Raw genomic sequence first — 22612 nt, forward strand, 5'->3', positions numbered from 1 at the left:
TACGGCCCATGGATGCGAGGCTGAGGGTATGGACCTCATCGCACGTCTGCGCGCCGGGCTCCCCGGGGAAGCGATCCTCACCGACCCCGATGTGACCGGCTCCTACGCCAACGACATGGCGAGCTTCTGCGAGGCCGGGACGCCCGCCGTGGTCGTGCTGCCGCGCACCGTCGAGCAGGTCCAGCACGTCATGCGGACGGCCACGGAACTGCGGGTCCCGGTCGTCCCGCAGGGCGCGCGCACGGGCCTGTCGGGCGCCGCCAACGCCTCCGACGGCTGCCTGGTGCTCTCACTGGTCAAGATGGACCGGATCATCGAGATCAACCCCGTCGACCGGATCGCGGTGGTCGAACCCGGTGTCATCAACGCCGTGCTGTCCCGCGCGGTGAACGAGCACGGCCTCTACTACCCGCCCGATCCCTCCAGTTGGGAGCAGTGCTCGATCGGCGGGAACATCGGCACCGCCTCCGGCGGCCTGTGCTGCGTCAAATACGGGGTCACCGCCGAGTACGTCCTCGGCCTGGACGTGGTCCTCGCCGACGGGCGGCTGCTGAAGACCGGCCGCCGCACCGCCAAGGGCGTCGCGGGCTACGACCTCACCCGGCTGTTCGTCGGCTCCGAGGGGAGCCTGGGCATCGTCGTACGCGCCGTGCTCGCCCTCAAGCCGGAGCCGCCCGCGCAGCTGGCGCTGGCCGCCGAATTCCCCTCCACCGCGGCCGCCTGCGAGGCGGTCTGCGAGATCATGGCCCGCGGCCACGCCCCGTCGCTGCTGGAGCTGATGGACCGTACGAGCATCCGCGCGGTCAACGACATGGCGCAGATGGGCCTCCCGGACAGCACCGAGGCGCTGCTGCTGGCCGCCTTCGACACCCCTGACCCGGCCGCCGACCTCGCCGCCGTCGGCGCGCTGTGCACCGCCGCTGGCGCCACCGAGGTGGTGCCGGCCGAGACCGCCGCCGAGTCCGACCTGCTGCTGCAGGCCCGCCGGCTGACCCTGACCGCCCTGGAGCGGGTCAAATCCGCCACGATGATCGACGATGTGTGCGTACCGCGCTCCCGGCTCGCCGAACTGCTCGACGGCACCGCTGCCATCGCGGAGAAGTACGACCTGACCATCGGTGTCTGCGCGCACGCGGGGGACGGCAACACCCACCCCACGGTCTGCTTCGACGCCGCGGACCCCGACGAGTCCCGCCGGGCCCGGGAGTCCTTCGACGCCATCATGGCGCTCGGCCTGCAACTGGGCGGCACCATCACCGGTGAGCACGGCGTCGGTGTCCTGAAGAAGGAGTGGCTGGCCCGCGAACTGGGTCCGGTGGGCCTGGAGTTGCAGCGCGGCATCAAGGGCGTCTTCGACCCGCTGGGAATCCTCAACCCCGGAAAGCTCTTCTGACGCGACCCGGGCGCCGCCGGCCCGGCCGGGACCCGGATGTACGGGGCAGGGACGAAGACGGTTGACTTCACCCATGACGATCAACGATCCCCACAGGTCGGGCGAAGGCATGGTCACTTTCCGGGTGACCGGGAAGGGCGTCGACGACCTCACCTACGCCGTCCAGGCACTGGGTGACTCCGGAGGCGAACAGCAGGTGGTGCGGCCCGAGTTGCCGTGGTTCGTGGTGACCGACGCACGGGGCGTGGGTGCGATGCCGATGCTCACCCTCACCCTCGAAGGGCCGGACGCCTACGCCGAATGCGAGATCCTCACGGACGGCGCACCGGCCGTCCGGGGCAGTGTGCACGGCCCCGCGGCCACTGCTGTGTTCATGGCACGCGCCGCCGCCTCGTAGAGTTCCGTCATGGACTCCGCACCCTTCATAGCAGCAGTTCTCCTCCTCATCGCTGTCTCCGGCTTCGCCCGGGCGAGTGACCTCCGGGCCAAGCGGCAGGACCTCAGGCTCCAGCGGCTGGAACACAAGGTGGACCTGCTGCTCGCGCAGGCCGGCATCGCCGAGCCGGAGGACCCCAGGCTGGCCGAGCTGGACGCCCTGCTGGCACAGGGGAAGAAGATCCAGGCGATCAAGGTGCACCGCGAGGTGACCGGTTCCGGACTCGCCGAGGCCAAGGAAGCGGTCGAACGCCGGATGCGCTGACGGCCCGTTGGGCAGAGGATGGCCGGAAGGACCCGCCGGGCCCACCGGGCCCTCACGTCCACGGGGCCCCCTCACGCCCACGCAGGAAGCGAGAGCCGATGGCAGCGACCGAAGCGACCCAAGCCGCTGATGAGGCGTATGACGTCATCGTGCTGGGGGCCGGGCCGACGGGTGAGAACGTCGCCGACCGGGCACACGCCGCCGGGCTGAGCGCGGTGGTCGTGGAGAGCGAACTCGTCGGCGGCGAATGCTCCTACTGGGCGTGCATGCCCAGCAAGGCCCTGCTGCGCCCGGTCGCCGCCCGAGCCGAGGCACGCCGGGTCCCCGGCCTCAAGGACGCCGCCGACGTCCCCCTGGAGGTGCCGGCGGTGCTCGCCCACCGCGACGAGTTCGTCTCCTACTGGAAGGACGACGGACAGGTCCGCTGGCTGGACTCGCTCGGCATCGACCTGGTGCGCGGACACGGCCGGCTGGCCGGGCCCCGGCGGGTGGTCGTCGACGGCGGACGGGTGCTCACCGCCCGGCACGCGGTCGCGGTGTGCACCGGCAGCCGCGCGGTGCTGCCCCCCGTCCCCGGGCTCGCCGAGGCCAGGCCCTGGACCAGCCGCGAGGCCACCAGCGCCAAGGCCGTACCGGGCCGGCTGGTGGTGGTCGGCGGCGGCGTGGTCGGCGTCGAGATGGCCACCGCCTGGCGGGCCCTGGGCTCCTCCGTGACGCTGCTGGTACGCGGCGACGGGCTGCTGCCCCGTATGGAGCCGTTCGCCGGCCACCTGGTCGCCGAATCGCTCGCCGAGGCCGGCGTCTTCCTGCGGACCGGCGTCGAGGTGCGCGAGGTGCGCAGGGAGGCACCGGGCGGCCCCGTCACCGTGCTCCTGGACTCCGGAGACGAGATCGTCGCCGACGAACTGCTGATCGCCACCGGCCGCTCCCCGCGCACCGAGGACATCGGCCTGGACACGGTCGGCCTGACCCCCGGCTCCTGGCTGGACGTCGACGACAGCCTCCGGGTGACGGGCGTGACCGGCGGCTGGCTCTACGGCGTCGGCGACGTCAACCACCGTGCCCTCCTGACCCACCAGGGCAAGTACCAGGCCAGGATCGCCGGTGCCGCCATCTCCGCGCGTGCCAGGGGCGTCCCGATCCTGGAGTCCGACCGCTGGGGCGCGCACGCCGCCACCGCCGACCGTCTCGCCGTCCCGCAGGTCGTCTTCACCGACCCCGAAGCCGCCTCGGTGGGCCTGACCGCCGCCGCGGCCGAGCAGGCCGGGTACCGCACCCGGGTGATCGACCAGGACCTGGCGGCCGTCGCCGGGGCGTCCCTGTACGCGGACGGCTACCGCGGCCGCGCCCGGATGGTCGTCGACCTGGACCGCGAGGTGCTGCTCGGCGCCACCTTCGTCGGCTCCGGGGTCGCGGAGCTGGTGCACTCCGCGACGGTCGCGGTGGCCGGCGAGGTCCCCCTCGAACGGCTGTGGCACGCGGTGCCCTCCTACCCGACGATCAGCGAGGTGTGGCTGCGGCTGCTGGAGGCCTACCGCGGCTGAGCGCGGCGCCCGGGCCGGCCGTCGCGGCGGGCGGCGCCGGGCCGCGACGGCCGTGCGCCGCCCGCAACCCGGCCCCCGCGCCGCCCGGCCGGACCACGAGGCAGCAACTCCGCCACCCGTCACGCCCCGGACTCGGGAGACTCCTCCGAGGTCCTGGGGCCGCCCGGCCGCTGCTCGTCCGCCGCCTCCGTCGGCGCCATGGCGAGCAGTTCGCTCAGCCCTTTGTCGAGGTCCAGATGCCCCTGCTCGGACCCCGGCGGCACCACCCGCAACGTGCGCTCCAGCCAAGCGGAGACCGCGGGGGCCGGTGTCTCCAGCAGCGCCCGGCCGTCCGGCGAGTCCAGCTCGATACAGACCAGGCTGCGCCCGTCCAGCTTGGTCGGCCACACCCGGACATCGCCGTCGCCGCACGGCCGGAACACGCCCTCGACGAGCAGTTCGCGGGCGAAGGTCCACCGGACCGGGGAGTGGGAACCGATATGAAACGCGACATGGACGGCGTACGGGTCGTCCGTCCGGTACGTCAGCCGGGCCGGCACCGGAACACTCCGCCCCGGTGACAGGACCAGGCCCAGCTCCAGCTCTCGCTCCACCACGGTGTGCATGACGTCCGCCTCTCTTCGCGCCCCGCGGGCACCCGGTACCGGGCCCGCACGAGGAGAGAGGCGCCGGGCGCCGGACCATTACACGACTTCGTACAACTTTTTTCCCGCGCCTCTTCCAGGTGGTCGTGGGCGGGCATGGGTATGAGCGCAACCGGGGTCTGATAGATGTGGACGCCGCGTTGCGGCAGACTGCACCCCACACCCACCAGGCCGAGTACAGATACGGGACTTCGGACATGAGCGCCCCTACCTCAGGATCCGCCGGCGGTAGCCCCACGCCAGGCTTCTACCCGGACCCGTCCATCCCCGGCTACATCCGGTACTGGAACGGTGCCGCATGGGTGCCGGGCACCAGCCGGCCCGCCCCCGCCGAGGGCGAGGCGATGCCCGCACCGCCGCCCGGTGTAACCCCGGTGCCAACCCCTGGGGTCGAGGAGACCGGGCCGGTGTTCTTCGACGAGGAAGGGACGGCCGGCGGCTCCGCGGTGCCGGCCGTACGCCAGAGCGGCGAGGTCGAGGCCCGGCCCGCCGCCGGCTGGGACGACCCGGCCCGGCTGCACGGCACCGGCCCCGAACCGGCGGCCTCCTGGCAGGCCGACGCCTCCCGGCAGGGCGGCTACGGCGCCGAGACCGACCGCCGGATCTCCTGGGGCTCACCGGACCAGGCGCCCGCCGGTACTCCGTCGGGCGCAGCTCCCTGGGGCGGGGTGCCGCCGCAGCGCGAGCAGGGCGGCGACGGGGTCCCGGCCGGCGAGGCGCCCGGCGCGTCCTCGCCCGCGCGCACCGAGGGCCCGTCCGACGGGACGGTCGCCATCCGGGCCGTGAACCCGGCCGCCCGCCGCGGCAACACCTCCGGGGACCAGGGCACCACCGCCATCCGCGCCGTACGGCCCGGCGCCGCGCAGCCCGCCAAGGGCGGCGAGACCATGGCGATCCGGGTCGCGGGCGGCGGCCGCACCCCGGCGCCGTCCGCCGCGCCCGGTGACGCCTCACCGCAGTCGCTGCCGTCCGTCGGCGACCGGCAGCAGGGCCGCCCGGCGCCGCAGACCCCCGGCCCGCAGGCTTCCGCCCCCTGCGCCGGCCTGCCGGCGCAGGGCGGTGCCGCACCGGCCGCATCCGGCGCGCAGGGCGCCGACGCCGACGGCGTCATCCCCTGGAAGCCGCCGGCCGCCGCCGATCCCTTCTCGGCTCTGGCCCAGGCCGCGCAGGGCCACCCGGCAGGCCTCGGCCGCAGGCTGGCGGCCCGGCTGATCGACACGCTGGTGCTGGGGGCGGTCACCGCCGCGGTGGCCGTTCCCCTGTGGAGCACCGTCACGGACCACATCGACGCCAAGGTCGAGGCGGCCAAGCAGTCCGGCCGCCAGATGACGGTCTATCTGGTCGACGGCACCACCATCCCGGTCTTCGCCACGATCCTGGCCGTCCTGCTGCTCGGCGGAGCGCTCTACGAGGCGCTGCCGACCCTCAAGTGGGGCCGCACCCTGGGCAAGAAGCTGTGCGGCGTACGGGTCATCGACATCGAGAGCCATGACACCCCGGCCCTCGGCGCGGCGCTGCGGCGCTGGTTCGTCTACAGCGTGCTCGGCGTGCTCGTCGTCGGTGTGCTGAACGTTCTCTGGTGCCTGTTCGACCGGCCGTGGCGCCAGTGCTGGCACGACAAGGTCGCGCGGACGTTCGTCGCCTCCGGCTGAGGCCCCCCGCCGGGCCGCCGGCCTCGCCGCCCGCCGGGCCGCCCGCCCCGCCGGTCGTCGTCCCCCGAACGGACTTCGCCGGATGCGGCGGACCGCGACAAGGGGTCGACTCGGGCCATGAGTACCGACCAGCCCCGGCCCGGTTCCGGTGAGCCGCCGGAGGACGACCCGTTCCTGAAGACGCCGCAGGAGCCCCCGGCGGGCGGCGCTCCCCGTAACAGCTCGCCCCGCGAGAACGGCGCCCCGCGCAACCACGCTCCGCGCGGCAACGGTACCGGCGCCGGAGCAGGCGGCGCGCCACCCCCGGGAGGCCCGCCGCCCCCGGGCGGAACTCCCCCTCCGTACGGGCCCCCGCCCCCGGGCGGCACCCAGCCGCCCTACACCGGCGCCCCGTACGGCAGCGGCCCGTATGCCGGTGACCCCTACGGCGGGCAGCCCGGTCCGGCCGATCCGCTGGCCGGTATGCCGCCATTGGCGAACCGCGGGCGCCGGCTCGTGGCGCGCATCATCGACGCGATCATCATCGGGGTACCGGTATCCGTGATCATGACGCTGATCGTCGGCGGGGTGGACTACTTCAGCACCGACAGCGTGGAGGCCGGCCGGCAGTCGACGGTAACGGGCGTCACCATGCTGGCGTATCTCATCTACGAAGGGCTGATGCTCTCCAGCCGCGGCCAGACCCTCGGCAAGATGGCGATGAAGATCCGGGTGGCGATGCTCGCGAACGGCTCGATCCCCACCGCGCAGGCGGGCTGGACCCGGGCCGCGGTCTATACGCTGCCGGAGATCGTGCCGTGCTGCGGCTTTATCTTCTGGCTGGTCAACGTCCTGTGGTGTACGTGGGACCAGCCGTATCACCAGTGTCTGCACGACAAGGCGGCGAAGACCGTGGTGGTGTCCACACAGACGCCGGCACAGACGGCCGGAGCCCCTTCGGCGTGAGCGCCCGCCACGGTGTGCGTGCGCGTGTCAGCGCGAGGACCCGCCCGGCGTGAGTGCCCGCCCGGCGTGAGTGCCCGCCCGGCGTGAGCGCCCGTCCTTGAGCGGGAGCGCCCGCCTCAGCGTGAGTGCTCGCCGACCCGGGTGTCCGTGGCGGCGGCGGCCGGTTCGGCGAAGTGTCCCCAGGGGGCGCGGGGGGACGATGCCGCGACCGGCCTCGGGTGCTCGGGCGGCGTCGGTACGGCCTCGGGCGGGGCGGGCGCGGCGGGTGCCCCGCCCCGTACGAGATGCCGGCGGACCACCCGCGGCACCCCGGGCATCGGGACCGTCATGGCGACCAGCAGTCCGAGCCCGAGCCCGGCGATGGCGATGACCGCGACCCCGATCCCGGTCTGCGTCTGCGAGAGCAACAGCATCGCGAGGGTGGAGAGAAAGACGGTGGCCGAACCGTAGGCGAGCTGTGCGGGGGTCGGACGAGGCATGGCGGAATCCGTCCTCGGAGGGTCGGCAGGGGGGTCTCGGTCAGGGGCGCGCCATCGAACGAGGCTACGGTCCTTACTGCCCGAAGGGAACGCCAGGTAAGCGTGACCTAACCCACGGTCCCGGGGCACAGGGGGCGCACAACGCCGGCGCCCGCGCGAACACCCCGTGCCGTCATGGCTGTTGGGGACGGGGGCGCATGCCCGACGGGCATATACACCGGGTCTCTGCCCGGCGAGGGGGCCGTCGAGGCGACGCCGTCGCACGGTGTCCGATAGCCGCAACTCGCGAGCCGAGTAACGTACTTCGCTGACGTGCCCAAGTCAAGATCTGTCTTTTTCCCCGTACTTCCGGTCGAATGCCGTCGAACAGTGACCGGTTCGAAGGGGAGGACAGCGCCAAGTGAGAGACAACAGAACGGTGTTCAGATCGGCCGCCCTGGCCACGGCAATCGCCGCGATCGGGGCGGCCGCTTTGTCTTCGGGGGTGGCCGCGGCCGACGCGCAGGGACCCTCGCCCGTGGCCAGGCGCCATGACCCGGCCCCCGAGCGGACCGTGGACCACGACCTCAAGGGCCCGTTCAGCGACCGTCAGGCCGCCGAGCGCAAGGAAGCCCTCCAGCAGGTGATCTCCGGTGACGCCAAGGCGACCGTGCGGGGCGGTTCCAAGGTCGTCAAGCTCGGCAAGAGCAAGTACGTCGAGCTCGCCCGGCAGAAGACCGACAAGATCTTCACCATCCTGGTGGACTTCGGCGACAAGGTCGACAACACCACGATGTACGACCCGGACGGCGACGGCCCCAAGCCGCCGGTGAAGAAGTACGGCGGCGACCCCGGCCCGGCGCACAACCAGATAGCCCAGCCGGACCGTGCCGAGGACAACAGCACGGCCTGGCAGAAGGACTTCAACCAGAAGCACTTCCAGGACCTCTACTTCTCGCACGACAAGAAGAAGCAGTCGCTGGCCAAGTACTACGAGAAGCAGTCCTCGGGCCGCTACTCGGTCAACGGCGAGGTCTCCGACTGGGTCAAGGTCGACTCGAACGAGGCCCGCTACGGCTCCAACTACTGCGGCCAGACCAACTGCGCCAGCGCCTGGGACCTGATCCGCGACGGCGTCAACCAGTGGGCCAAGGACCAGAAGGCCAAGGGCCGCACCGACGCCCAGATCAAGGCCGACCTGTCCAAGTACGACCAGTGGGACCGCTACGACCACGACGGCGACGGCAACTTCAACGAGCCCGACGGGTACATCGACCACTTCCAGATCGTGCACGCCGGCGAGGACGAGTCCGCGGGCGGCGGCGTCCAGAAGACCAACGCCATCTGGGCGCACCGCTGGTACGCGTACGGCACCGACGCCGGCAAGACCGGCCCCACCGCCAACAAGGCGGGCGGCACCCAGATCGGTGACACCGGCATCTGGGTCGGCGACTACACCATGCAGCCGGAGAACGGCGGACTCGGCGTCTTCGCCCACGAGTACGGCCACGACCTGGGCCTGCCGGACGAGTACGACACCACCGGCACCGGCGAATCCTCGGTGGACTTCTGGTCGTTGATGTCGGGCGGCTCCTGGCTCGGCACCGGCAAGGACAACATCGGCAACCTGCCCGGCGACATGAGCGCCTGGGACAAGCTGCAGCTGGGCTGGCTCAACTACGGCAAGGCGAAGGCCGCCACGAAGTCCACCCACAAGCTGGGCGTCGCCGAGTACAACACCAAGAACAAGCAGGCGGTGGTCGTCGAACTGCCCGCCAAGAAGGTCAAGACCGATATCGTCGCGCCCGCGGAGGGCTCCCACCAGTGGTGGAGCGACATGGGCAACGACCTCAAGAACACCCTGACCCGGCAGGTGGACCTCACCGGCAAGTCCAAGGCGTCCCTGGGCCTCAAGGGCTGGTGGGACATCGAGAAGGACTACGACTACCTCTACGCCGAGGTCTCCACCGACGGCGGCAACAACTGGACGGCGCTGGACGGCACCGCGAACGGCAAGGCCATCCCGCGCGACGGCAGCGACAAGCCCGCCCTGACCGGCACCGTCGCCGCCTACCAGGACCTCGCCTACCCGCTGGACGCCTACGCGGGCAAGAAGATCGACCTGCGCTTCCGCTACCAGACCGACGGCGGCGCGGCACAGAAGGGCTTCGCGGCCGACAGCATCGGCGTCACCGCCGACGGCAAGGCGCTCTTCAGCGACAACGCCGAGAGCGGCGACAACGGCTGGACCAGCAAGGGCTTCTCGCGCATCGGTGCGTCCTTCACCAAGGACTACCCGCAGTACTACCTCGCCGAGAACCGCCAGTACGTGTCGTACGACAAGACCCTCAAGGTCGGCCCGTACAACTTCGGCTGGACCACCGCCAAGCCGAGCTGGGTGGAGCACTTCCCGTACCAGAACGGCGTGCTGATCTGGCTGTGGGACACCTCGCAGCCGGACAACAACGTCGGCCAGCACCCCGGCTCCGGGCAGATCCTGCCGGTCGACGCGCACCCCAAGGCCGAGCGCTGGGCCGACGGCAAGCTGATGCGCAACCGCTTCCAGTCCTACGACTCGACCTTCACGCGCTACCGGACCGACGCCCTGACCCTCCACAAGGACGGCAAGCAGGTCACGATCGCGTCCAAGCCGGGCATCACGCTCTTCGACGACCGGCACGGCGTCTACTACGACAAGGCGAACCCGACCGGTGGTGTGATCGTCCCTGACACCAACACCCGGATCAAGATCGCCAAGGAGGCCCGGGACGGCTCCTCGGTGACGCTTCAGGTCGGCCCCGCCGGTAAGTAAAAGGTAAAACCGCAGGTCAAAAGCTATGCGGCCGCCGCCCCCTAGCGGGCGGCGGCCGATTCGCGTTTAGATGCGTTCTACAGTCCTTGTTGACGCGAAGTCTCACGGGGGGAGATATGACGATGTCCGGTGGCGGTTACACCAGGCTTCCCGGCGGAAGCGTGGTGGTCGCCCTGTCGCTGCCCAGGCCGCCGCACGGCGCCCGGGGCGGCCTCTACGACTGCGGTTGCCGGGTGCGGGTCCTGGTCCACGCCGTGAACCGCCAGCGCGCCCTGACCAGGCTGCGCAACCTCGGCCTGCGGGCCGTCTACCTGCGCGGCAACACCAAGCCGCCCACACCCGACGAGGTCACGGCCGTCCTGCACCATCCGGACGGCCTGGTCTGGCGCGAGGCCCCGGAGGACGACACGGAGTCGTGGCACCCCATACGGGCGCTGCTGCGGAATCCGGCCCGCCCGCTGAGGGAGGAGGGACCGGACGACGACGAGCGCCCGGCCTCGGCCGCCTGACGGGCCCCGCGGGCGGCCGAAGGGCGTGTCCTGGATCAGCCGGACCGATCCGGGACACGCCCTTCAGCCGCCGAGGCCGACCGGCTTGCCGGTCAGCTCGGCGCCGGCCGCCCGCAGCTCCCCGAGCGCCCGCTCGGTGGTGTGCGCGGCCACCCCGGCGGTCAGATCCAGCAGGACATGGGTGCGCAGCCCGGCGCGGAGCGCGTCCAGGGCGGTGAGGCGTACGCAGTGATCGGTCGCGATGCCGACCACGTCGACCTCGCTGACGTGGTGCGCGCGCAGCCAGTCCGCGAGCGAGGTGCCGTTCTCGTCCGAGCCCTCGAAACCGCTGTAGGCGCCGGTGTAAGCGCCCTTGTCGAAGACCGCGTCGATGGCGCCGGAGGCGAGCGCCGGGGCGAAGTTGGGGTGGAAGCCGCTGCCTTCGGTGCCGGCCACGCAGTGCACCGGCCAGGAGGTCTCGTAGTCGGGGGTGGCGGAGAAGTGGTCGCCGGGATCGATGTGGTGGTCCCGGCTGGCCACGACATGGCGGTAGCAGCCGCCGGCCGTCTGGCCGATCAGATCGGTGATCGCCGCGGCCACATCCGCACCTCCCGCCACCGCGAGGCTGCCGCCTTCGCAGAAGTCGTTCTGCACATCAACGACGATCAATGCCCGGTGCATGGTGCGTGCCTTCCGGCTGGAATGGGGGAGGGACGGGGAGCGGTGGCGTGACCGAGGGTAGCCACTGGAGGGGGATTGCGGGAGTGGTGCGGAGCCCGGCAGTGCGGCGGATGCCGGGCGCACCGCACGCGTCAGACGTACTCGGTCGCCAGTACGGGCTCGCCGCGGGAGAGCTGGGTCGCCGACAGCGGCAGCCGGTCGCGGGCGGCGATATGCCGGTCGCGGGCGGCGTCCAGCGGCTCGCGGGCCACCACCGTGCCGGCGCTGACCAGTGGCACCAGCAGCTGCCGGTCGGCCAGCTCCGCCGGGACGGCGCCGGTGCCGATGACCTCGGCGGTGGCCACACCGTCCTCGTCGAGCCGGCGCGCGGCCCATTTGCGGCCGCCGAGCGAACTCTTGGCGCCCATCGACTTCTTCGCCACCGGCCGCAGCGGGGCGCCCGGCTCCTCGCTGTCGGCGCGGGCGACCAGCTTGTAGACCATCGCGCAGGTCGGGTGCCCGCTGCCGGTCACCAGCTGGGTGCCGACGCCGTACGCGTCCACCGGTGCGGCGGCCAGCGAGGCGATGGCGTACTCGTCCAGGTCGCTGGTGACCACGATCTTGGTCTTGGTGGCGCCCAGCTCGTCGAGCTGCTGGCGCACCCGGTGGGCGATCAGCAGCAGATCGCCGGAGTCGATCCGGACGGCGCCGAGACCGGGGCCTGCCACCTCCACCGCGGTGCGCACCGCCTCGGCGACGTCGAAGGTGTCCACGAGCAGGGTCGTCCCGCTGCCCAGGCTGTCGACCTGCGCGGTGAAGGCGTCCCGCTCGGTGTCGTGCAGCAGGGTGAAGGCGTGCGCGCTGGTGCCCACGGTGGGGATGCCGTAGCGGAAGCCGGCCGCCAGGTCGGAGGTGGTGTGGAAGCCGCCGAGGTAGGCGGCACGGGACGCGGCCACCGCGCCGAGCTCATGGGTGCGCCGGGCGCCCATCTCCATCAGCGGGCGGGCGCCTGCCGCCACCGACATCCGGGAGGCGGCCGCGGCCACCGCGGAGTCGTGGTTGAGGATCGAGAGGATCACCGTCTCCAGGAGGACCGCCTCGGCGAAGGTGCCCTCGACCCGCATGATGGGGGAGCCGGGGAAGTAGACCTCGCCCTCCGGGTAGCCCCAGATGTCGCCGCGGAAGCGGAAGCCGGCCAGCCAGGCGAGCGTCGGCTCGTCGAGAATGCCGCGCTCGCGCAGGAAGCCGAGGATCGTCTCGTCGAAGCGGAAGTTCTCCACCGCGTCCAGCACCCGGCCGGTGCCGCCCACCACGCCGTAGCGGCGACCCTCGGGGAGCCGGCGGGTGAAGACCTCGAAGACCGACCGCCGGCCCGCGGTACCGGACCGCAACGCGGCCTGCAACATGGTGAGTTCGTACTGGTCGGTGAAGAGCGCAGTCGACGGCACGGCCACCGGCAGCCCCAGGTCTGCTGTGTTCATGGGGACGATGCTACCCCCAATACTCGTCACTTTGACGATAGTGCTCCGGGGGCGACAAAAGGCCGCCCGCGGACGCCGGGTGCGGCCCGCCGACGCGGCCCGCGCGAGGGGCATTTGTGCGTCGCCCGCCCCCGGGTGGCAGCATGGGGCCTGTGAGCGCCCACCCGTCACCCACGATCACGCTCCGGCCGCATCGCTGCACCCTCAGTGTCCCGGTCGAGACCGAGCGCCCCCAGTCGAGCGAGGCCCCCTTCGAGGTCCCCGAACCCGACGTCCCGTGGGTCACGATCGTCCACAACGACCCGGTCAACCTCATGAGCTACGTCTCGTACGTGTTCCAGTCGTACTTCGGCTACTCCAAGGACAAGGCGCACCAGTTGATGCTCGACGTCCATCACAAGGGACGCGCGGTGGTCTCCAGCGGCAGCCGCGAGGAAATGGAACGCGACGTGCAGGCCATGCACGGCTACGGCCTGTGGGCGACCCTTCAGCAGGACCGCCGATGACCGGGCACTTCGAGCCGCAGCCCGGGGGCGGCGCCGCCGTCCCCCTCGACGAGGTCGAGATCTCCATCCTGCGCAGCCTCGCCGTCCAGCTGATGGAGCTGATCGGCCCGGGCGAGGAGAGCGGGGGGAGCGAGAGCGACGACCTGCTGGCGTCGATCTTCAACGACGGCCCCAGCGAGCCGCCCGCCGACCCGGTGCTGGCCCGCTTCTTCCCCGACGCCTACGGCGGACCCGACCTCGTCCCCGACGACGATGTGCGCGCCGCCTCCGCCGAATTCCGCCGCTACACCGAGAACGATTTGCGTGCGCGCAAGCGCGGGGACGCCCTGGCGCTGATCCGTGCGCTGGACGGTCTGGCGCCCGCCGGTGACAGTGCGCTGCTCCGTCTTGACGCCGGTGAGTGCCGGCAGTGGCTGGGTGCCCTCAACGACCTCAGGCTGGCCATCGGAACCCGGCTTGAAGTGACCGATGAAGAAGATGGCGGAGAACTGCTGCGGCTCCCGGACAGCGATCCGCGCAAGCCGATGGTGATGGCCTACCTCTGGCTCGGCGGGCTCCAGGAGACTCTTGTCGACTCCCTGATGGGCTGAAAACAGGGCGTTCCACCCCTGTTGTTACCGCTGTGTTCGCTCAGCGGATGCTCAAATCCGGATAACGATCGCATCACCTCGGCCATGTGAATTGCGGCACTTCATGGTTCTTGTCCGCTTTCTCTCGTGGTTTGATTCACGCCATCCCTAGGCGGCCTGAGAGACGCCGTGATAAATGTTCACGACCTGCCGTGAGCGACGCCACCCCTGTCGCCGCGGGAGCGCTACTGCCGGCCGACCGTCGGCGTGCAGGAACTCCATCCGGGGGATCGGGATCCGATCCGGACAGACCGGGTCGGTATGGAGAAAGGCGCACCACACATGACCTCTGTGCAGGTCGACAAGCAGCACGACGGCGATGAGGCAGCTGGGACGGCCCCCGAAGAGGGGTATCAGCGGGGTCTGGGAAACCGTCAGATCCAGATGATCGCCATTGGCGGCGCCATCGGTACCGGACTCTTCCTCGGGGCCGGCAAAGCAATCTCGATGGCCGGGCCGAGCATCATCCTCGCCTACGCCATCGTCGGTCTGGTCATCTTCTTCATCATGCGGGCCCTGGGCGAGCTGCTCATGTACCGCCCCGTCTCCGGTTCGTTCTCGGAGTACGGACGGGAATTCCTCGGCCCGTTCATCGGCTTCGTGACCGGCTGGACGTACTGGCTGTTCTGGGTCGTCACCGGTATCACCGAAGTGACCGCCGCGGCCACGTATGTGCAGTACTGGAACAAGGGCATACCGCAGTGGGCCGCGGCCCTCGTCTTCACCTGTGCGCTCTTCGGCATCAACCTGATCTCCGTGAAGATCTTCGGTGAGCTGGAATTCTGGTTCTCGATGGTCAAGGTCACCGCGATCATCGGCATGATCCTGATCGGCCTCGGCGTGATCACCCTCGGCTTCTCCGACGCCGGTGACACCGCCTCCTTCGCCAACCTGTGGTCCCACGGCGGCTTCTTCCCCAAGGGCATCGGCGGCACGCTGATGACGCTGCAGATCGTGATGTTCGCCTTCCTCGCCGTCGAGCTCGTCGGTGTGACCGCGGGCGAGGCGACCAACCCGAAGAAGGTCCTGCCCAAGGCGATCAACACCGTGCCGTGGCGGATCGGCCTCTTCTACATCGGTGCGCTGATCATCATCCTGTCCGTCGTCAGCTGGACGGCCTTCAAGCCGGGCGTCAGCCCCTTCGTCGCCGCCTTCCAGCAGATCGGCCTGCCGGCCGGCGCGGGCATCGTCAACTTCGTCGTGCTGACCGCCGCCCTCTCCTCGGCCAACTCCGGTATGTACTCCACCGGCCGGATGCTGCGCGACCTCGCGCTCAACGGCCAGGGCCCGAAGTTCTTCACCAAGCTCAGCAAGAACGGCCTGCCCACCTGGGGCACCGGCGTCTCGGTCGCGATGATGCTCTTCGGCGTCTACATCAACTACCAGTGGCCCGGCGAGGCGTTCAACTACGTCGTCTCCTTCGCCACCATCTCCGGTATGTGGGCGTGGATCGTCATCCTGGGCTCGCAGCTGCGCTACCGCGCCAAGGCGAACCGCGGCGAGCTGCCGCAGTCCGAGTTCAAGGCTCCCGGCAGCCCCTACACCTCGATCTTCGCGCTGGCCTTCATCGCCATGGTGATCGTGATGATGGGCGTCGACAAGGACGCCCGGATCTCGCTCTACGCGGCTCCCGTGTGGGCGCTCATCCTGGGCGTGGGCTACCTCTGCATCAAGCGGCGGGACGCGGCGAACGGCCTGACGGCCGGCGCGGCGCCGCAGGACGCCTCCGTCAAGGACACCAAGAACGCCAACGGCTGAGGCGCCACCCGGCCGGAACGGGGGCGCACCCCCTCGGCGTCCAGCATGCGGGCCCGCTCGTACCACTCTTCGGTACGAGCGGGCCCGCTGTTTATTCTTGGCGCCATGCTGACCCTCACCAAGGCGCTCTTCGACCAGATCGTCGAGCACTCCCGCCAGGACCACCCCGACGAGGCCTGCGGCGTGATCGCCGGCCCGGCGGGCAGCGGCCGCCCCGAGCGGTTCATCCCGATGCTGAACGCCGCCCGGTCGCCCACGTTCTACGAATTCGACTCGGCCGACCTGCTCAAGCTCTACCGCGAGATGGACGACCGGGACGAGGAGCCGGTGGTCATCTACCACTCGCACACCGCCACCGAGGCCTACCCCTCGCGCACCGACATCTCCTACGCGAACGAGCCCGGCGCCCACTATGTCCTGGTCTCCACCGCCGACACCGACGACGCCGGGCCCTTCCAGTTCCGCTCGTACCGGATCGTGGACGGCGAGGTCACCGAGGAAGAAGTCGAGGTCGTGGCGGCCTACTCCTGAGGCCGTCCCACCTGGTGTACGCCAATCGTCCGCATGATGGGACGAGGTTCCAATACCCGGACCGGGAATCGATACGATGACCGCATGGTTGACCACGACGTGAGCGAGAAGAGGCCGGGCATGCTGCTGCTCGCTCCGCTCGCCATACGTCGCTCCGCATCCGCACTGCTGGGCGCGTTCGGCTGCGGAGCCGCACGGCTGCACGTCGATCTGTGCCGCCTTTCCAGCGCCATCTGTCCGCGCTGCGCCGCCGCCTGAGCCGGCCCGTCAGGGCGCGCGGCGCGCGCCGCCCACAGCCCCGCACTCCCGGCGTCACCCGACGCCCTCCCGGCACGCCGCATGGCCGTGCGCCCGGGACGCACCGCCCCGCCACCGCATCTGGACAGGAGCACTCCCATGGCCATCGAGGTCCGAATCCCCACCATCCTGCGCACCTACACCGACGGCGAGAAGGCCGTCGAGGGCAGCGGAGAGACCCTTGCCGACCTCTTCACCGACCTGGAGAGCCGGCACACCGGCATCCGCGAGCGCCTGGTCGACGGCGAGCAGCTGCGCCGCTTCGTGAACGTCTACCTCAACGACGAGGACGTCCGCTTCCTGGAAGGCATCTCCACCAAGCTCGCCGACGGCGACAGCGTGACGATCCTCCCGGCGGTGGCGGGCGGATCTGCCGCGGCGAAGCCGCGTCCGGCCGGGGTGGCGGTCGGGCGACGGGCCGGGCTGGTCTGACGTGCGGTACGACTCCCCGCTGGCGGCGGTCGGGAACACCCCTCTCGTCCGCCTCCCGCGCCTGTCCCCCTCCGAGGACGTCCGTATCTGGGCGAAGCTGGAGGACCGCAACCCCACGGGCTCGGTCAAGGACCGGCCCGCCCTGCACATGATCGAGCAGGCCGAGAAGGACGGCCGGCTCACCCCCGGCTGCACCATCCTGGAGCCCACCAGCGGCAACACCGGCATCTCGCTCGCCATGGCGGCCAAGCTCAAGGGCTACCGCATCGTGTGCGTGATGCCGGAGAACACCTCCTCCGAGCGGCGCGAGCTGCTGGCCATGTGGGGCGCCGAGATCATCTCCTCACCCGCGGCGGGCGGCTCCAACACGGCCGTCCGGGTGGCCAAGGAGCTGTCCGCCGAGCACCCCGACTGGGTGATGCTCTACCAGTACGGGAACCCCGACAACGCCGGTGCGCACTACGCCACCACCGGCCCCGAGATCCTCGCCGACCTCCCCTCCGTGACCCATTTCGTGGCCGGTCTGGGCACCACCGGCACGCTCATGGGCGTCGGCCGCTATCTGCGCGAGCACGTTCCCGGCGTCCGGATCGTCGCCGCCGAGCCGCGCTACGACGATGTGGTCTACGGTCTGCGCAACCTCGACGAGGGCTTCATCCCGGAGCTCTACGACGAGTCCGTGCTCACCACCCGCTTCTCGGTGGGCTCCCACGACGCGGTCCGCCGCACCCGTGAACTCCTCGCCGAGGAGGGCATCTTCGCGGGCATCTCCACCGGCGCGGCGCTGCACGCGGCGATCGGCGTCGGCACGAAGGCCGTCAAGGCGGGGGAGAGCGCCGACATCGTCTTCGTCGTCGCCGACGGCGGCTGGAAGTACCTCTCCACCGGCGTCTACACCGCCGAGTCCACGGAAGCGGCGATCGAAACGCTGCACGGCCAGCTCTGGGCGTAGTCGCCTGCCGGCGGGTCGGCGGGTCGGCGGGTCGGCGGGTCGGCGGGTCGGCGGGTCGGCGGGACCGGCCGGAGGAGCCGGATCGTCCGGAGGAGCCGGGCGAGCGGGCCGTGCGTGCCATGAGCGCGGGGTCGGTACGTATCCGCCGTCGTGGTTTCCTGCCGCGGCGGCGGGGCTCTCTCCCGGGGCGCGGCGGCAGGGTTTTCCCGGGGGCGGCGGCATGACCTTTCGGGGGCGCGTCGCACAACCTCCCGGGGGCGCGTAGGCGGGCGCAGGGGCGTACGGGCGTACGGGGCGACAGCCCAGACTGGTGATTCCGCCCACAGCTCGCCCCGCCGGAGGAGCTACAGGCCCCTTTGCGCCTTACGCTCGGGGGCACCGCACCGACCGCCGAGGACCCGGCATCACCCGGCAAGGACCCGCCGGGAATCCCGGCATGGACCTTCCCCGAGCCCTTGGGCGTTCGAGCAGGGAAGACCGCTAAACCGCCGCCCCCGCCCACGGAGGTTCACGCCCGCTATGAAGCTCACCGTCGTCGGATGCTCGGGGTCGTTCCCTTCCGTGGAATCGGCCTGTTCGAGCTACCTCCTGGAGGCCGACGGCTTCAGGCTGCTCCTCGACATGGGCAACGGCGCCCTGGGCGAGCTGCAGCGCCACATCGGCCTCTATGACCTGGATGCCGTACTCCTGTCGCATCTGCATGCCGATCACTGCATCGACCTGTGCGGCTACTTCGTGGTGCGCTACTACCGCCCGGACGGCGGGCGTTGCGCGCCGATGCCGGTCTACGGGCCGGCCGGCACCGAGCGCCGGCTGACCGCCGCGCACGCCGATCTGCCGTACGACGGCGCCATGAGCGAGGTCTTCGACTTCCGCACCCTGACGCCGGGCACCTTCACCATCGGGCCGTTCACGATCCGCACGGAGCGGGTCAGCCACCCGGTGGAGTCCTTCGCCTTCCGTATCGAGCACGGCGGCCGGTCCCTGACGTACTCCGGGGACACCGGCCCCTGCGACGCGCTGGAGCGCCTTGCCGAGGGCGCCGACTTCTTCCTGTGCGAGGCGTCCTTCACCTACGGCAAGGAAGACATCCCGGATCTGCACCTCAACGGCCGGGAAGCCGGCGAGATCGCCCAGCGGGCCGGCGCGGGCCGGCTGGTGCTGACCCACATCCCGCCGTGGACCGACCCGGCCCTCAGCATCCGCGACGCCCAGAAGGCCTATGACGGCCCGGTCGAGGTCGCCAAGGCGGGCGCGGTCCACGAGATCTGAGCCTCCGGCGGGATGCGTCCCGCGGCCACGGCGAGGGCCCCCGGAATCCGCCTGGGATTCCGGGGGCCCTCGCCGTGTGCTCGACCGCCGTCGGGCGGCGGCGGATCAGCCCTTGTACTGGGCCTTGTCCTCCGCGGCGATCTCCTCTTCGGGCTCGCGCCCCGGGGTCGGGAGGTTGAACTTGACGATCGCGAACCGGAACACGGTGTAGTAGAGCGCGGCGAAGACCAGCCCCGTGAGGAGCAGCAGCCACGGCTTGGTCGCGATGCCGAGGTTCAGTCCGAAGTCGATCGCGCCGGCCGAGAAGCCGAAGCCGTCCTTCATTCCCAGCGCCCAGGTCAGCGCCATCGAGACACCGGTCAGCACCGCGTGGATGGCGTACAGCACCGGGGCGATGAACATGAAGGTGAACTCGATCGGCTCGGTCACGCCGGTGACGAAGGCGGTCAGCGCGATGGAGAACATCATGCCGCCGACGACCTTGCGGCGCTCGGGCCGTGCACAGTGCACCATCGCCAGGCACGCGGCCGGGAGGGCGAACATCATGATCGGGAAGAAACCGGTCATGAACTGGCCGGCCGAGGGGTCGTGGGCCAGGAAGCGGGCGATGTCGCCGTGCTTGCCCTGGTAGTCACCGGCCTGGAACCAGGGGAAGGAGTTCAGCAGGTGGTGCATGCCGACCGGGATCAGCGCACGGTTGGCGACACCGAATATTCCGGCGCCCACCGCGCCCGAGCCGACGAGCCAGGCGCCGAAGCTGTGCAGCCCGCTCCCGAGAACGGGCCAGATGTAGCCGAAGGCGATGCCGATGACGAGGCCGGCGAGGGCGGAGAGGATCGGCACCAGACGGCGCCCGCCGAAGAAGCCGAGCCAGTCGGGCAGCTTCTTGCGGCTGTAGCGCTGGTAGAGCAGTGCGACCACGATGCCCATCACGACGCCGCCCAGCACGCCCGCGTCCACCGGCGGGGCGACGTCGGCCACCTTGCCGTCGACGACGGCCTGGATCTTGGGCAGGTTGGTGTCCTTGAAGGTGCCCAGCACCTCCTTGAACACCAGGTAGCCGACGACCGCGGCCAGAGCGGTGGAGCCGTCGGACTTCTTGGCGAAACCGATCGCGATGCCCACCGCGAAGAGCAGCGGCAGGTTGTCGAACAGCGCGCTGCCGCCGGCCTCCATGAACTCGGCGATCTTGTTGAGGAAGGCGGGCAGCGAATCCCGGCCGAGCATGTCCGACTGGCCGAGCCGCTGCATCAGCGCGGCGGCGGGCAGCGTGGCGATCGGCAGCATGAGACTGCGGCCGATGCGCTGGGCCACGGCCATGGCGCCGGAGCCGCGGCCCTTCTTCTCGGGGGCCGCCGTGGCGGTGGCCGAACTCATCGGATTCCTCCTGGTGAGGCGGGCACTCCAAAGGGGGGACGGCCCGCGTTTGGTCTACACCTTGGTCTACACCACTAGTGGTTTAGACCATTCTTAGCACGTAGACCTGACACAAAGGAATCCATTCTTCCAAGTGGTGTGGACCACATGATCACCGGCCCCCGGACAACGGAAAAGGCAGGCGCTTTCCGCGCCTGCCCCGGCCCCCCGGCTGTCCCCCTACTTCACGTTCTCCCGCTACTTCACGTTCTCCCGCTCCATCGCGTCCCCCACCTCGTCCGGCTCCCGGCCGGGCGTCGTCAGACGGAACTTCGTGATCACGAAACGGAAGAGGGCGTAGTAGACCACCGCGAAGCACAGCCCGATGGGAATGATCAGCCAGGGCTTGGTCGCCAGCCCCCAGTTGATGACGTAGTCGATCAGGCCCGCCGAGAAGCTGAAGCTGTCGTGCACCCCCAGCGCCCAGCTCACCGCCATCGACACACCCGTCAGCACGGCATGGATCGCGTACAGCACCGGCGCCACGAAGAGGAAGGAGTACTCGATCGGCTCGGTCACGCCGGTGACGAACGACGTCAGGCCGACCGACAGCATCATGCCCGCGATCTCCTTGCGGCGGTGCGGCTTGGCGCAGTGCGCGATCGCCAGCGCCGCGGCCGGCAGCGCGAACATCATGATCGGGAAGAACCCGGTGGTGAACTGCCCCGCCGTCGGGTCGCCCGCCAGGAACCGGTTGATGTCACCGTGGACGACCGTGCCGTCCGGCTTGGTGAAACTGCCGAACTGGAACCAGGCGAAGGTGTTCAGGAACTGGTGCAGGCCGATCACCAGCAGCGCGCGGTTGGCGACACCGAAGATCCCCGCACCCCACGCCCCCAGCCCCGTCAGCCATTGGCTGAAGCTCGTCAGCGCATCACCGATCGGCTGCCAGACGAACAGGCACAGCACCGCGAACACCAGGCCCACGAAGGCCATGATGATCGGGACCAGCCGGCGGCCGTTGAAGAACCCCAGCCAGTCCACCAGCTTGACCCGGTGAAAGCGCTGCCACAGCCAGGCGGACAGAAACCCCATGACGATGCCGCCGAACACCCCCGGATTCTGGAAGGACGCCTGCGTCACCGTCAGCTTCCGGTCCACGCACACCCCGCTCCACAGGCCCGCCTGGGTATACGTCTGGCCCGCGGCGCAGCCCGCAGGGAACGCGTGCATGACCGAGAAGTAGACGAGGAATCCGGTCACCGCGGCCAGCGCCGTCGAGCCGTCCGCCTTCTTGGCCATGCCGATCGCCACACCGATGCAGAACAGCAGCGGCAGCCCGAGCCCCGAATCCAGCAGCGCACCGCCCGCGGCCGCGAACACCTTGCCGACGGCGTCCCAGCCCAGCCCGTCCGCGCCGAACACATCCGGCTGGCCGAGACGGTTGAGAATTCCCGCAGCGGGCAGGACGGCAATCGGCAGCTGCAGACTGCGCCCCATCTTCTGCAGACCCTGGAAGAGATTCTGTGCCCAGTTCTTCCCCGGTGCCGCCGCCGCTGCGTCCGAACTCATCCGTGTCCTCCCGGCAGTCGGCCGGTCGGCAACCGGCCTCGTGCTTGCCGCATACTGGTGGTGTAGACCACTTGTGGTGCGGACCGTTCCGGTGCGCACTCCGGTGATCGCCATCCTTCGCGAGACCGCGGACAAACGCCCATATTGTTGGGCTGAACGTGCGTTACGGTGTGAAAACCGCACGGCGGAACCGCCGGCGGCCGAGACAAGCAGGAGTGGACATGGCCAGCAAGGCTGAGAAGATCGTCGCCGGGCTCGGCGGACTCGACAACATCGAAGAGGTCGAGGGCTGCATCACCCGCCTCCGCACCGAGGTCGTCGACTCCTCCCTCGTCGACGAGGCCGCCCTCAAGGCCGCCGGCGCCCACGGCGTCGTCAAGATGGGCACCGCGATCCAGGTCGTCATCGGCACCGACGCCGACCCCATCGCCGCCGAGATCGAAGACATGATGTGAGCTGACGAGCCGGCCGCCAGGCCGTCGCTCCCGAAGGCCCCGCCCCGGACGTCCACCGCCCCGGAGTGGGGCCCT

The 22612-nt window shown here is 70.6% G+C and carries 23 protein-coding genes; 17 read left to right on the plus strand and 6 right to left on the minus strand.

Translation table 11 applies throughout. The features are described from left to right. Nucleotides 1-28: 28 nt before the first annotated feature. The 4 genes from D9V36_RS27700 to D9V36_RS27715 all read left to right on the plus strand — a co-directional run bounded on the left by D9V36_RS27700 (nucleotide 29) and on the right by D9V36_RS27715 (nucleotide 3637). Complete coding sequence (locus D9V36_RS27700) at nucleotides 29-1393, plus strand: FAD-binding oxidoreductase (RefSeq protein WP_129296134.1); 1365 nt, start codon at nucleotides 29-31, stop codon at nucleotides 1391-1393. Nucleotides 1394-1466: 73 nt separating this feature from the next. Continuing rightward, nucleotides 1467-1790, plus strand: coding sequence for a hypothetical protein (locus D9V36_RS27705; protein ID WP_129296135.1), 324 nt, complete (start codon nucleotides 1467-1469; stop codon nucleotides 1788-1790). A 9-nt stretch (nucleotides 1791-1799) separates the two neighbouring features. Further along, nucleotides 1800-2093 (plus strand): ribosomal protein L7/L12, encoded by a 294-nt coding sequence (locus D9V36_RS27710; protein WP_129296136.1) that lies wholly within the window; start codon nucleotides 1800-1802, stop codon nucleotides 2091-2093. A 98-nt stretch (nucleotides 2094-2191) separates the two neighbouring features. Continuing rightward, entirely contained in the window at nucleotides 2192-3637 is a 1446-nt protein-coding gene (locus tag D9V36_RS27715; protein WP_129296137.1) for a dihydrolipoyl dehydrogenase family protein, read from the plus strand. 119 nt (nucleotides 3638-3756) lie between these two features. Here D9V36_RS27715 and D9V36_RS27720 read toward each other — a convergent pair whose 3' ends face one another. Further along, on the minus strand, nucleotides 3757-4242 hold the full coding sequence (locus tag D9V36_RS27720) for an SsgA family sporulation/cell division regulator (protein WP_129296138.1): 486 nt from the start codon (nucleotides 4240-4242) through the stop codon (nucleotides 3757-3759). 236 nt (nucleotides 4243-4478) lie between these two features. Between D9V36_RS27720 and D9V36_RS27725 the strand changes: the two genes are divergently transcribed. Continuing rightward, nucleotides 4479-5933, plus strand: coding sequence for an RDD family protein (locus D9V36_RS27725; RefSeq protein ID WP_129296139.1), 1455 nt, complete (start codon nucleotides 4479-4481; stop codon nucleotides 5931-5933). A 117-nt stretch (nucleotides 5934-6050) separates the two neighbouring features. Next, nucleotides 6051-6878, plus strand: a complete 828-nt coding sequence (locus D9V36_RS27730) for an RDD family protein (RefSeq protein ID WP_129296140.1) — start codon at nucleotides 6051-6053, stop codon at nucleotides 6876-6878. A 116-nt stretch (nucleotides 6879-6994) separates the two neighbouring features. Here the strand turns inward: D9V36_RS27730 and D9V36_RS27735 are convergent, their stop codons facing one another. Continuing rightward, nucleotides 6995-7357: a hypothetical protein gene (locus D9V36_RS27735; protein WP_129296141.1), complete on the minus strand. Its 363-nt coding sequence runs from the start codon at nucleotides 7355-7357 to the stop codon at nucleotides 6995-6997. A gap of 400 nt (nucleotides 7358-7757) precedes the next feature. Here D9V36_RS27735 and D9V36_RS27740 point away from each other — a divergent pair, with 400 nt between their 5' ends. Both D9V36_RS27740 and D9V36_RS27745 read left to right on the plus strand, forming a co-directional pair. Continuing rightward, nucleotides 7758-10148 (plus strand): immune inhibitor A domain-containing protein, encoded by a 2391-nt coding sequence (locus D9V36_RS27740; protein ID WP_129296142.1) that lies wholly within the window; start codon nucleotides 7758-7760, stop codon nucleotides 10146-10148. A gap of 122 nt (nucleotides 10149-10270) precedes the next feature. Beyond that, nucleotides 10271-10657 (plus strand): hypothetical protein, encoded by a 387-nt coding sequence (locus D9V36_RS27745; protein WP_277753602.1) that lies wholly within the window; start codon nucleotides 10271-10273, stop codon nucleotides 10655-10657. Between the two features lie 63 nt (nucleotides 10658-10720). On the opposite strand, the gene D9V36_RS27750 is transcribed toward D9V36_RS27745, so the two are convergent. Together D9V36_RS27750 and D9V36_RS27755 are read right to left on the minus strand one after the other, a co-directional pair. Next, nucleotides 10721-11317, minus strand: a complete 597-nt coding sequence (locus tag D9V36_RS27750; RefSeq protein WP_129296144.1) for an isochorismatase family protein — start codon at nucleotides 11315-11317, stop codon at nucleotides 10721-10723. A gap of 131 nt (nucleotides 11318-11448) precedes the next feature. Beyond that, nucleotides 11449-12777: a nicotinate phosphoribosyltransferase gene (locus D9V36_RS27755; protein WP_129296145.1), complete on the minus strand. Its 1329-nt coding sequence runs from the start codon at nucleotides 12775-12777 to the stop codon at nucleotides 11449-11451. A gap of 152 nt (nucleotides 12778-12929) precedes the next feature. Here D9V36_RS27755 and clpS point away from each other — a divergent pair, with 152 nt between their 5' ends. From clpS to D9V36_RS27800, 8 genes are all read left to right on the plus strand, one after another. Next, a complete protein-coding gene (gene clpS, locus D9V36_RS27760) occupies nucleotides 12930-13283 on the plus strand; it encodes an ATP-dependent Clp protease adapter ClpS (RefSeq protein ID WP_088797852.1) in 354 nt (117 codons plus the stop codon). Then, entirely contained in the window at nucleotides 13280-13873 is a 594-nt protein-coding gene (locus D9V36_RS27765) for a DUF2017 domain-containing protein (RefSeq protein WP_129296146.1), read from the plus strand. Before clpS ends, D9V36_RS27765 begins: the two co-directional genes overlap by 4 nt. A gap of 321 nt (nucleotides 13874-14194) precedes the next feature. Then, complete coding sequence (locus D9V36_RS27770) at nucleotides 14195-15670, plus strand: amino acid permease (protein ID WP_129296147.1); 1476 nt, start codon at nucleotides 14195-14197, stop codon at nucleotides 15668-15670. Nucleotides 15671-15775: 105 nt separating this feature from the next. Next, a complete protein-coding gene (locus D9V36_RS27775; RefSeq protein ID WP_129296148.1) occupies nucleotides 15776-16201 on the plus strand; it encodes a Mov34/MPN/PAD-1 family protein in 426 nt (141 codons plus the stop codon). A gap of 84 nt (nucleotides 16202-16285) precedes the next feature. Then, on the plus strand, nucleotides 16286-16459 hold the full coding sequence (locus D9V36_RS27780) for a putative leader peptide (RefSeq protein WP_311626986.1): 174 nt from the start codon (nucleotides 16286-16288) through the stop codon (nucleotides 16457-16459). 138 nt (nucleotides 16460-16597) lie between these two features. Continuing rightward, on the plus strand, nucleotides 16598-16930 hold the full coding sequence (locus tag D9V36_RS27785; RefSeq protein ID WP_129296149.1) for a MoaD/ThiS family protein: 333 nt from the start codon (nucleotides 16598-16600) through the stop codon (nucleotides 16928-16930). 1 nt (nucleotide 16931) lies between these two features. After that, entirely contained in the window at nucleotides 16932-17882 is a 951-nt protein-coding gene (locus D9V36_RS27790; RefSeq protein ID WP_129296150.1) for a PLP-dependent cysteine synthase family protein, read from the plus strand. A 519-nt stretch (nucleotides 17883-18401) separates the two neighbouring features. Further along, the gene (locus D9V36_RS27800; RefSeq protein WP_129296151.1) at nucleotides 18402-19154 is read left to right on the plus strand and encodes an MBL fold metallo-hydrolase; all 753 of its coding nucleotides are present in this window, start codon (nucleotides 18402-18404) and stop codon (nucleotides 19152-19154) included. Between the two features lie 105 nt (nucleotides 19155-19259). Here D9V36_RS27800 and D9V36_RS27805 read toward each other — a convergent pair whose 3' ends face one another. Next, entirely contained in the window at nucleotides 19260-20531 is a 1272-nt protein-coding gene (locus tag D9V36_RS27805; protein WP_129296152.1) for a PTS transporter subunit EIIC, read from the minus strand. A 237-nt stretch (nucleotides 20532-20768) separates the two neighbouring features. Continuing rightward, nucleotides 20769-22082, minus strand: a complete 1314-nt coding sequence (locus D9V36_RS27810) for a PTS transporter subunit EIIC (RefSeq protein ID WP_129296153.1) — start codon at nucleotides 22080-22082, stop codon at nucleotides 20769-20771. A 215-nt stretch (nucleotides 22083-22297) separates the two neighbouring features. Between D9V36_RS27810 and D9V36_RS27815 the strand changes: the two genes are divergently transcribed. Beyond that, nucleotides 22298-22537: a glucose PTS transporter subunit EIIB gene (locus tag D9V36_RS27815; RefSeq protein WP_208683897.1), complete on the plus strand. Its 240-nt coding sequence runs from the start codon at nucleotides 22298-22300 to the stop codon at nucleotides 22535-22537. Nucleotides 22538-22612: the final 75 nt, after the last annotated feature.

It is taken from the genome of Streptomyces lydicus, from assembly GCF_004125265.1.
Taxonomy (GTDB): domain Bacteria; phylum Actinomycetota; class Actinomycetes; order Streptomycetales; family Streptomycetaceae; genus Streptomyces; species Streptomyces lydicus_C.

Coding starts and splice junctions, on each gene's coding strand:
- D9V36_RS27780 (WP_311626986.1), top strand. CDS start 16,286: ATGGTTGACCACGACGTGAGCGAGAAGAGGCCGGGCATGCTGCTGCTC.
- D9V36_RS27755 (WP_129296145.1), bottom strand. CDS start 12,777: ATGAACACAGCAGACCTGGGGCTGCCGGTGGCCGTGCCGTCGACTGCG.
- D9V36_RS27715 (WP_129296137.1), top strand. CDS start 2,192: ATGGCAGCGACCGAAGCGACCCAAGCCGCTGATGAGGCGTATGACGTC.
- D9V36_RS27720 (WP_129296138.1), bottom strand. CDS start 4,242: ATGCACACCGTGGTGGAGCGAGAGCTGGAGCTGGGCCTGGTCCTGTCA.
- D9V36_RS27775 (WP_129296148.1), top strand. CDS start 15,776: ATGCTGACCCTCACCAAGGCGCTCTTCGACCAGATCGTCGAGCACTCC.
- D9V36_RS27705 (WP_129296135.1), top strand. CDS start 1,467: ATGACGATCAACGATCCCCACAGGTCGGGCGAAGGCATGGTCACTTTC.
- D9V36_RS27700 (WP_129296134.1), top strand. CDS start 29: ATGGACCTCATCGCACGTCTGCGCGCCGGGCTCCCCGGGGAAGCGATC.
- D9V36_RS27785 (WP_129296149.1), top strand. CDS start 16,598: ATGGCCATCGAGGTCCGAATCCCCACCATCCTGCGCACCTACACCGAC.
- D9V36_RS27735 (WP_129296141.1), bottom strand. CDS start 7,357: ATGCCTCGTCCGACCCCCGCACAGCTCGCCTACGGTTCGGCCACCGTC.
- D9V36_RS27750 (WP_129296144.1), bottom strand. CDS start 11,317: ATGCACCGGGCATTGATCGTCGTTGATGTGCAGAACGACTTCTGCGAA.
- D9V36_RS27770 (WP_129296147.1), top strand. CDS start 14,195: ATGACCTCTGTGCAGGTCGACAAGCAGCACGACGGCGATGAGGCAGCT.
- D9V36_RS27810 (WP_129296153.1), bottom strand. CDS start 22,082: ATGAGTTCGGACGCAGCGGCGGCGGCACCGGGGAAGAACTGGGCACAG.
- D9V36_RS27765 (WP_129296146.1), top strand. CDS start 13,280: ATGACCGGGCACTTCGAGCCGCAGCCCGGGGGCGGCGCCGCCGTCCCC.
- D9V36_RS27805 (WP_129296152.1), bottom strand. CDS start 20,531: ATGAGTTCGGCCACCGCCACGGCGGCCCCCGAGAAGAAGGGCCGCGGC.
- D9V36_RS27725 (WP_129296139.1), top strand. CDS start 4,479: ATGAGCGCCCCTACCTCAGGATCCGCCGGCGGTAGCCCCACGCCAGGC.
- D9V36_RS27710 (WP_129296136.1), top strand. CDS start 1,800: ATGGACTCCGCACCCTTCATAGCAGCAGTTCTCCTCCTCATCGCTGTC.
- D9V36_RS27730 (WP_129296140.1), top strand. CDS start 6,051: ATGAGTACCGACCAGCCCCGGCCCGGTTCCGGTGAGCCGCCGGAGGAC.
- D9V36_RS27800 (WP_129296151.1), top strand. CDS start 18,402: ATGAAGCTCACCGTCGTCGGATGCTCGGGGTCGTTCCCTTCCGTGGAA.
- D9V36_RS27745 (WP_277753602.1), top strand. CDS start 10,271: ATGTCCGGTGGCGGTTACACCAGGCTTCCCGGCGGAAGCGTGGTGGTC.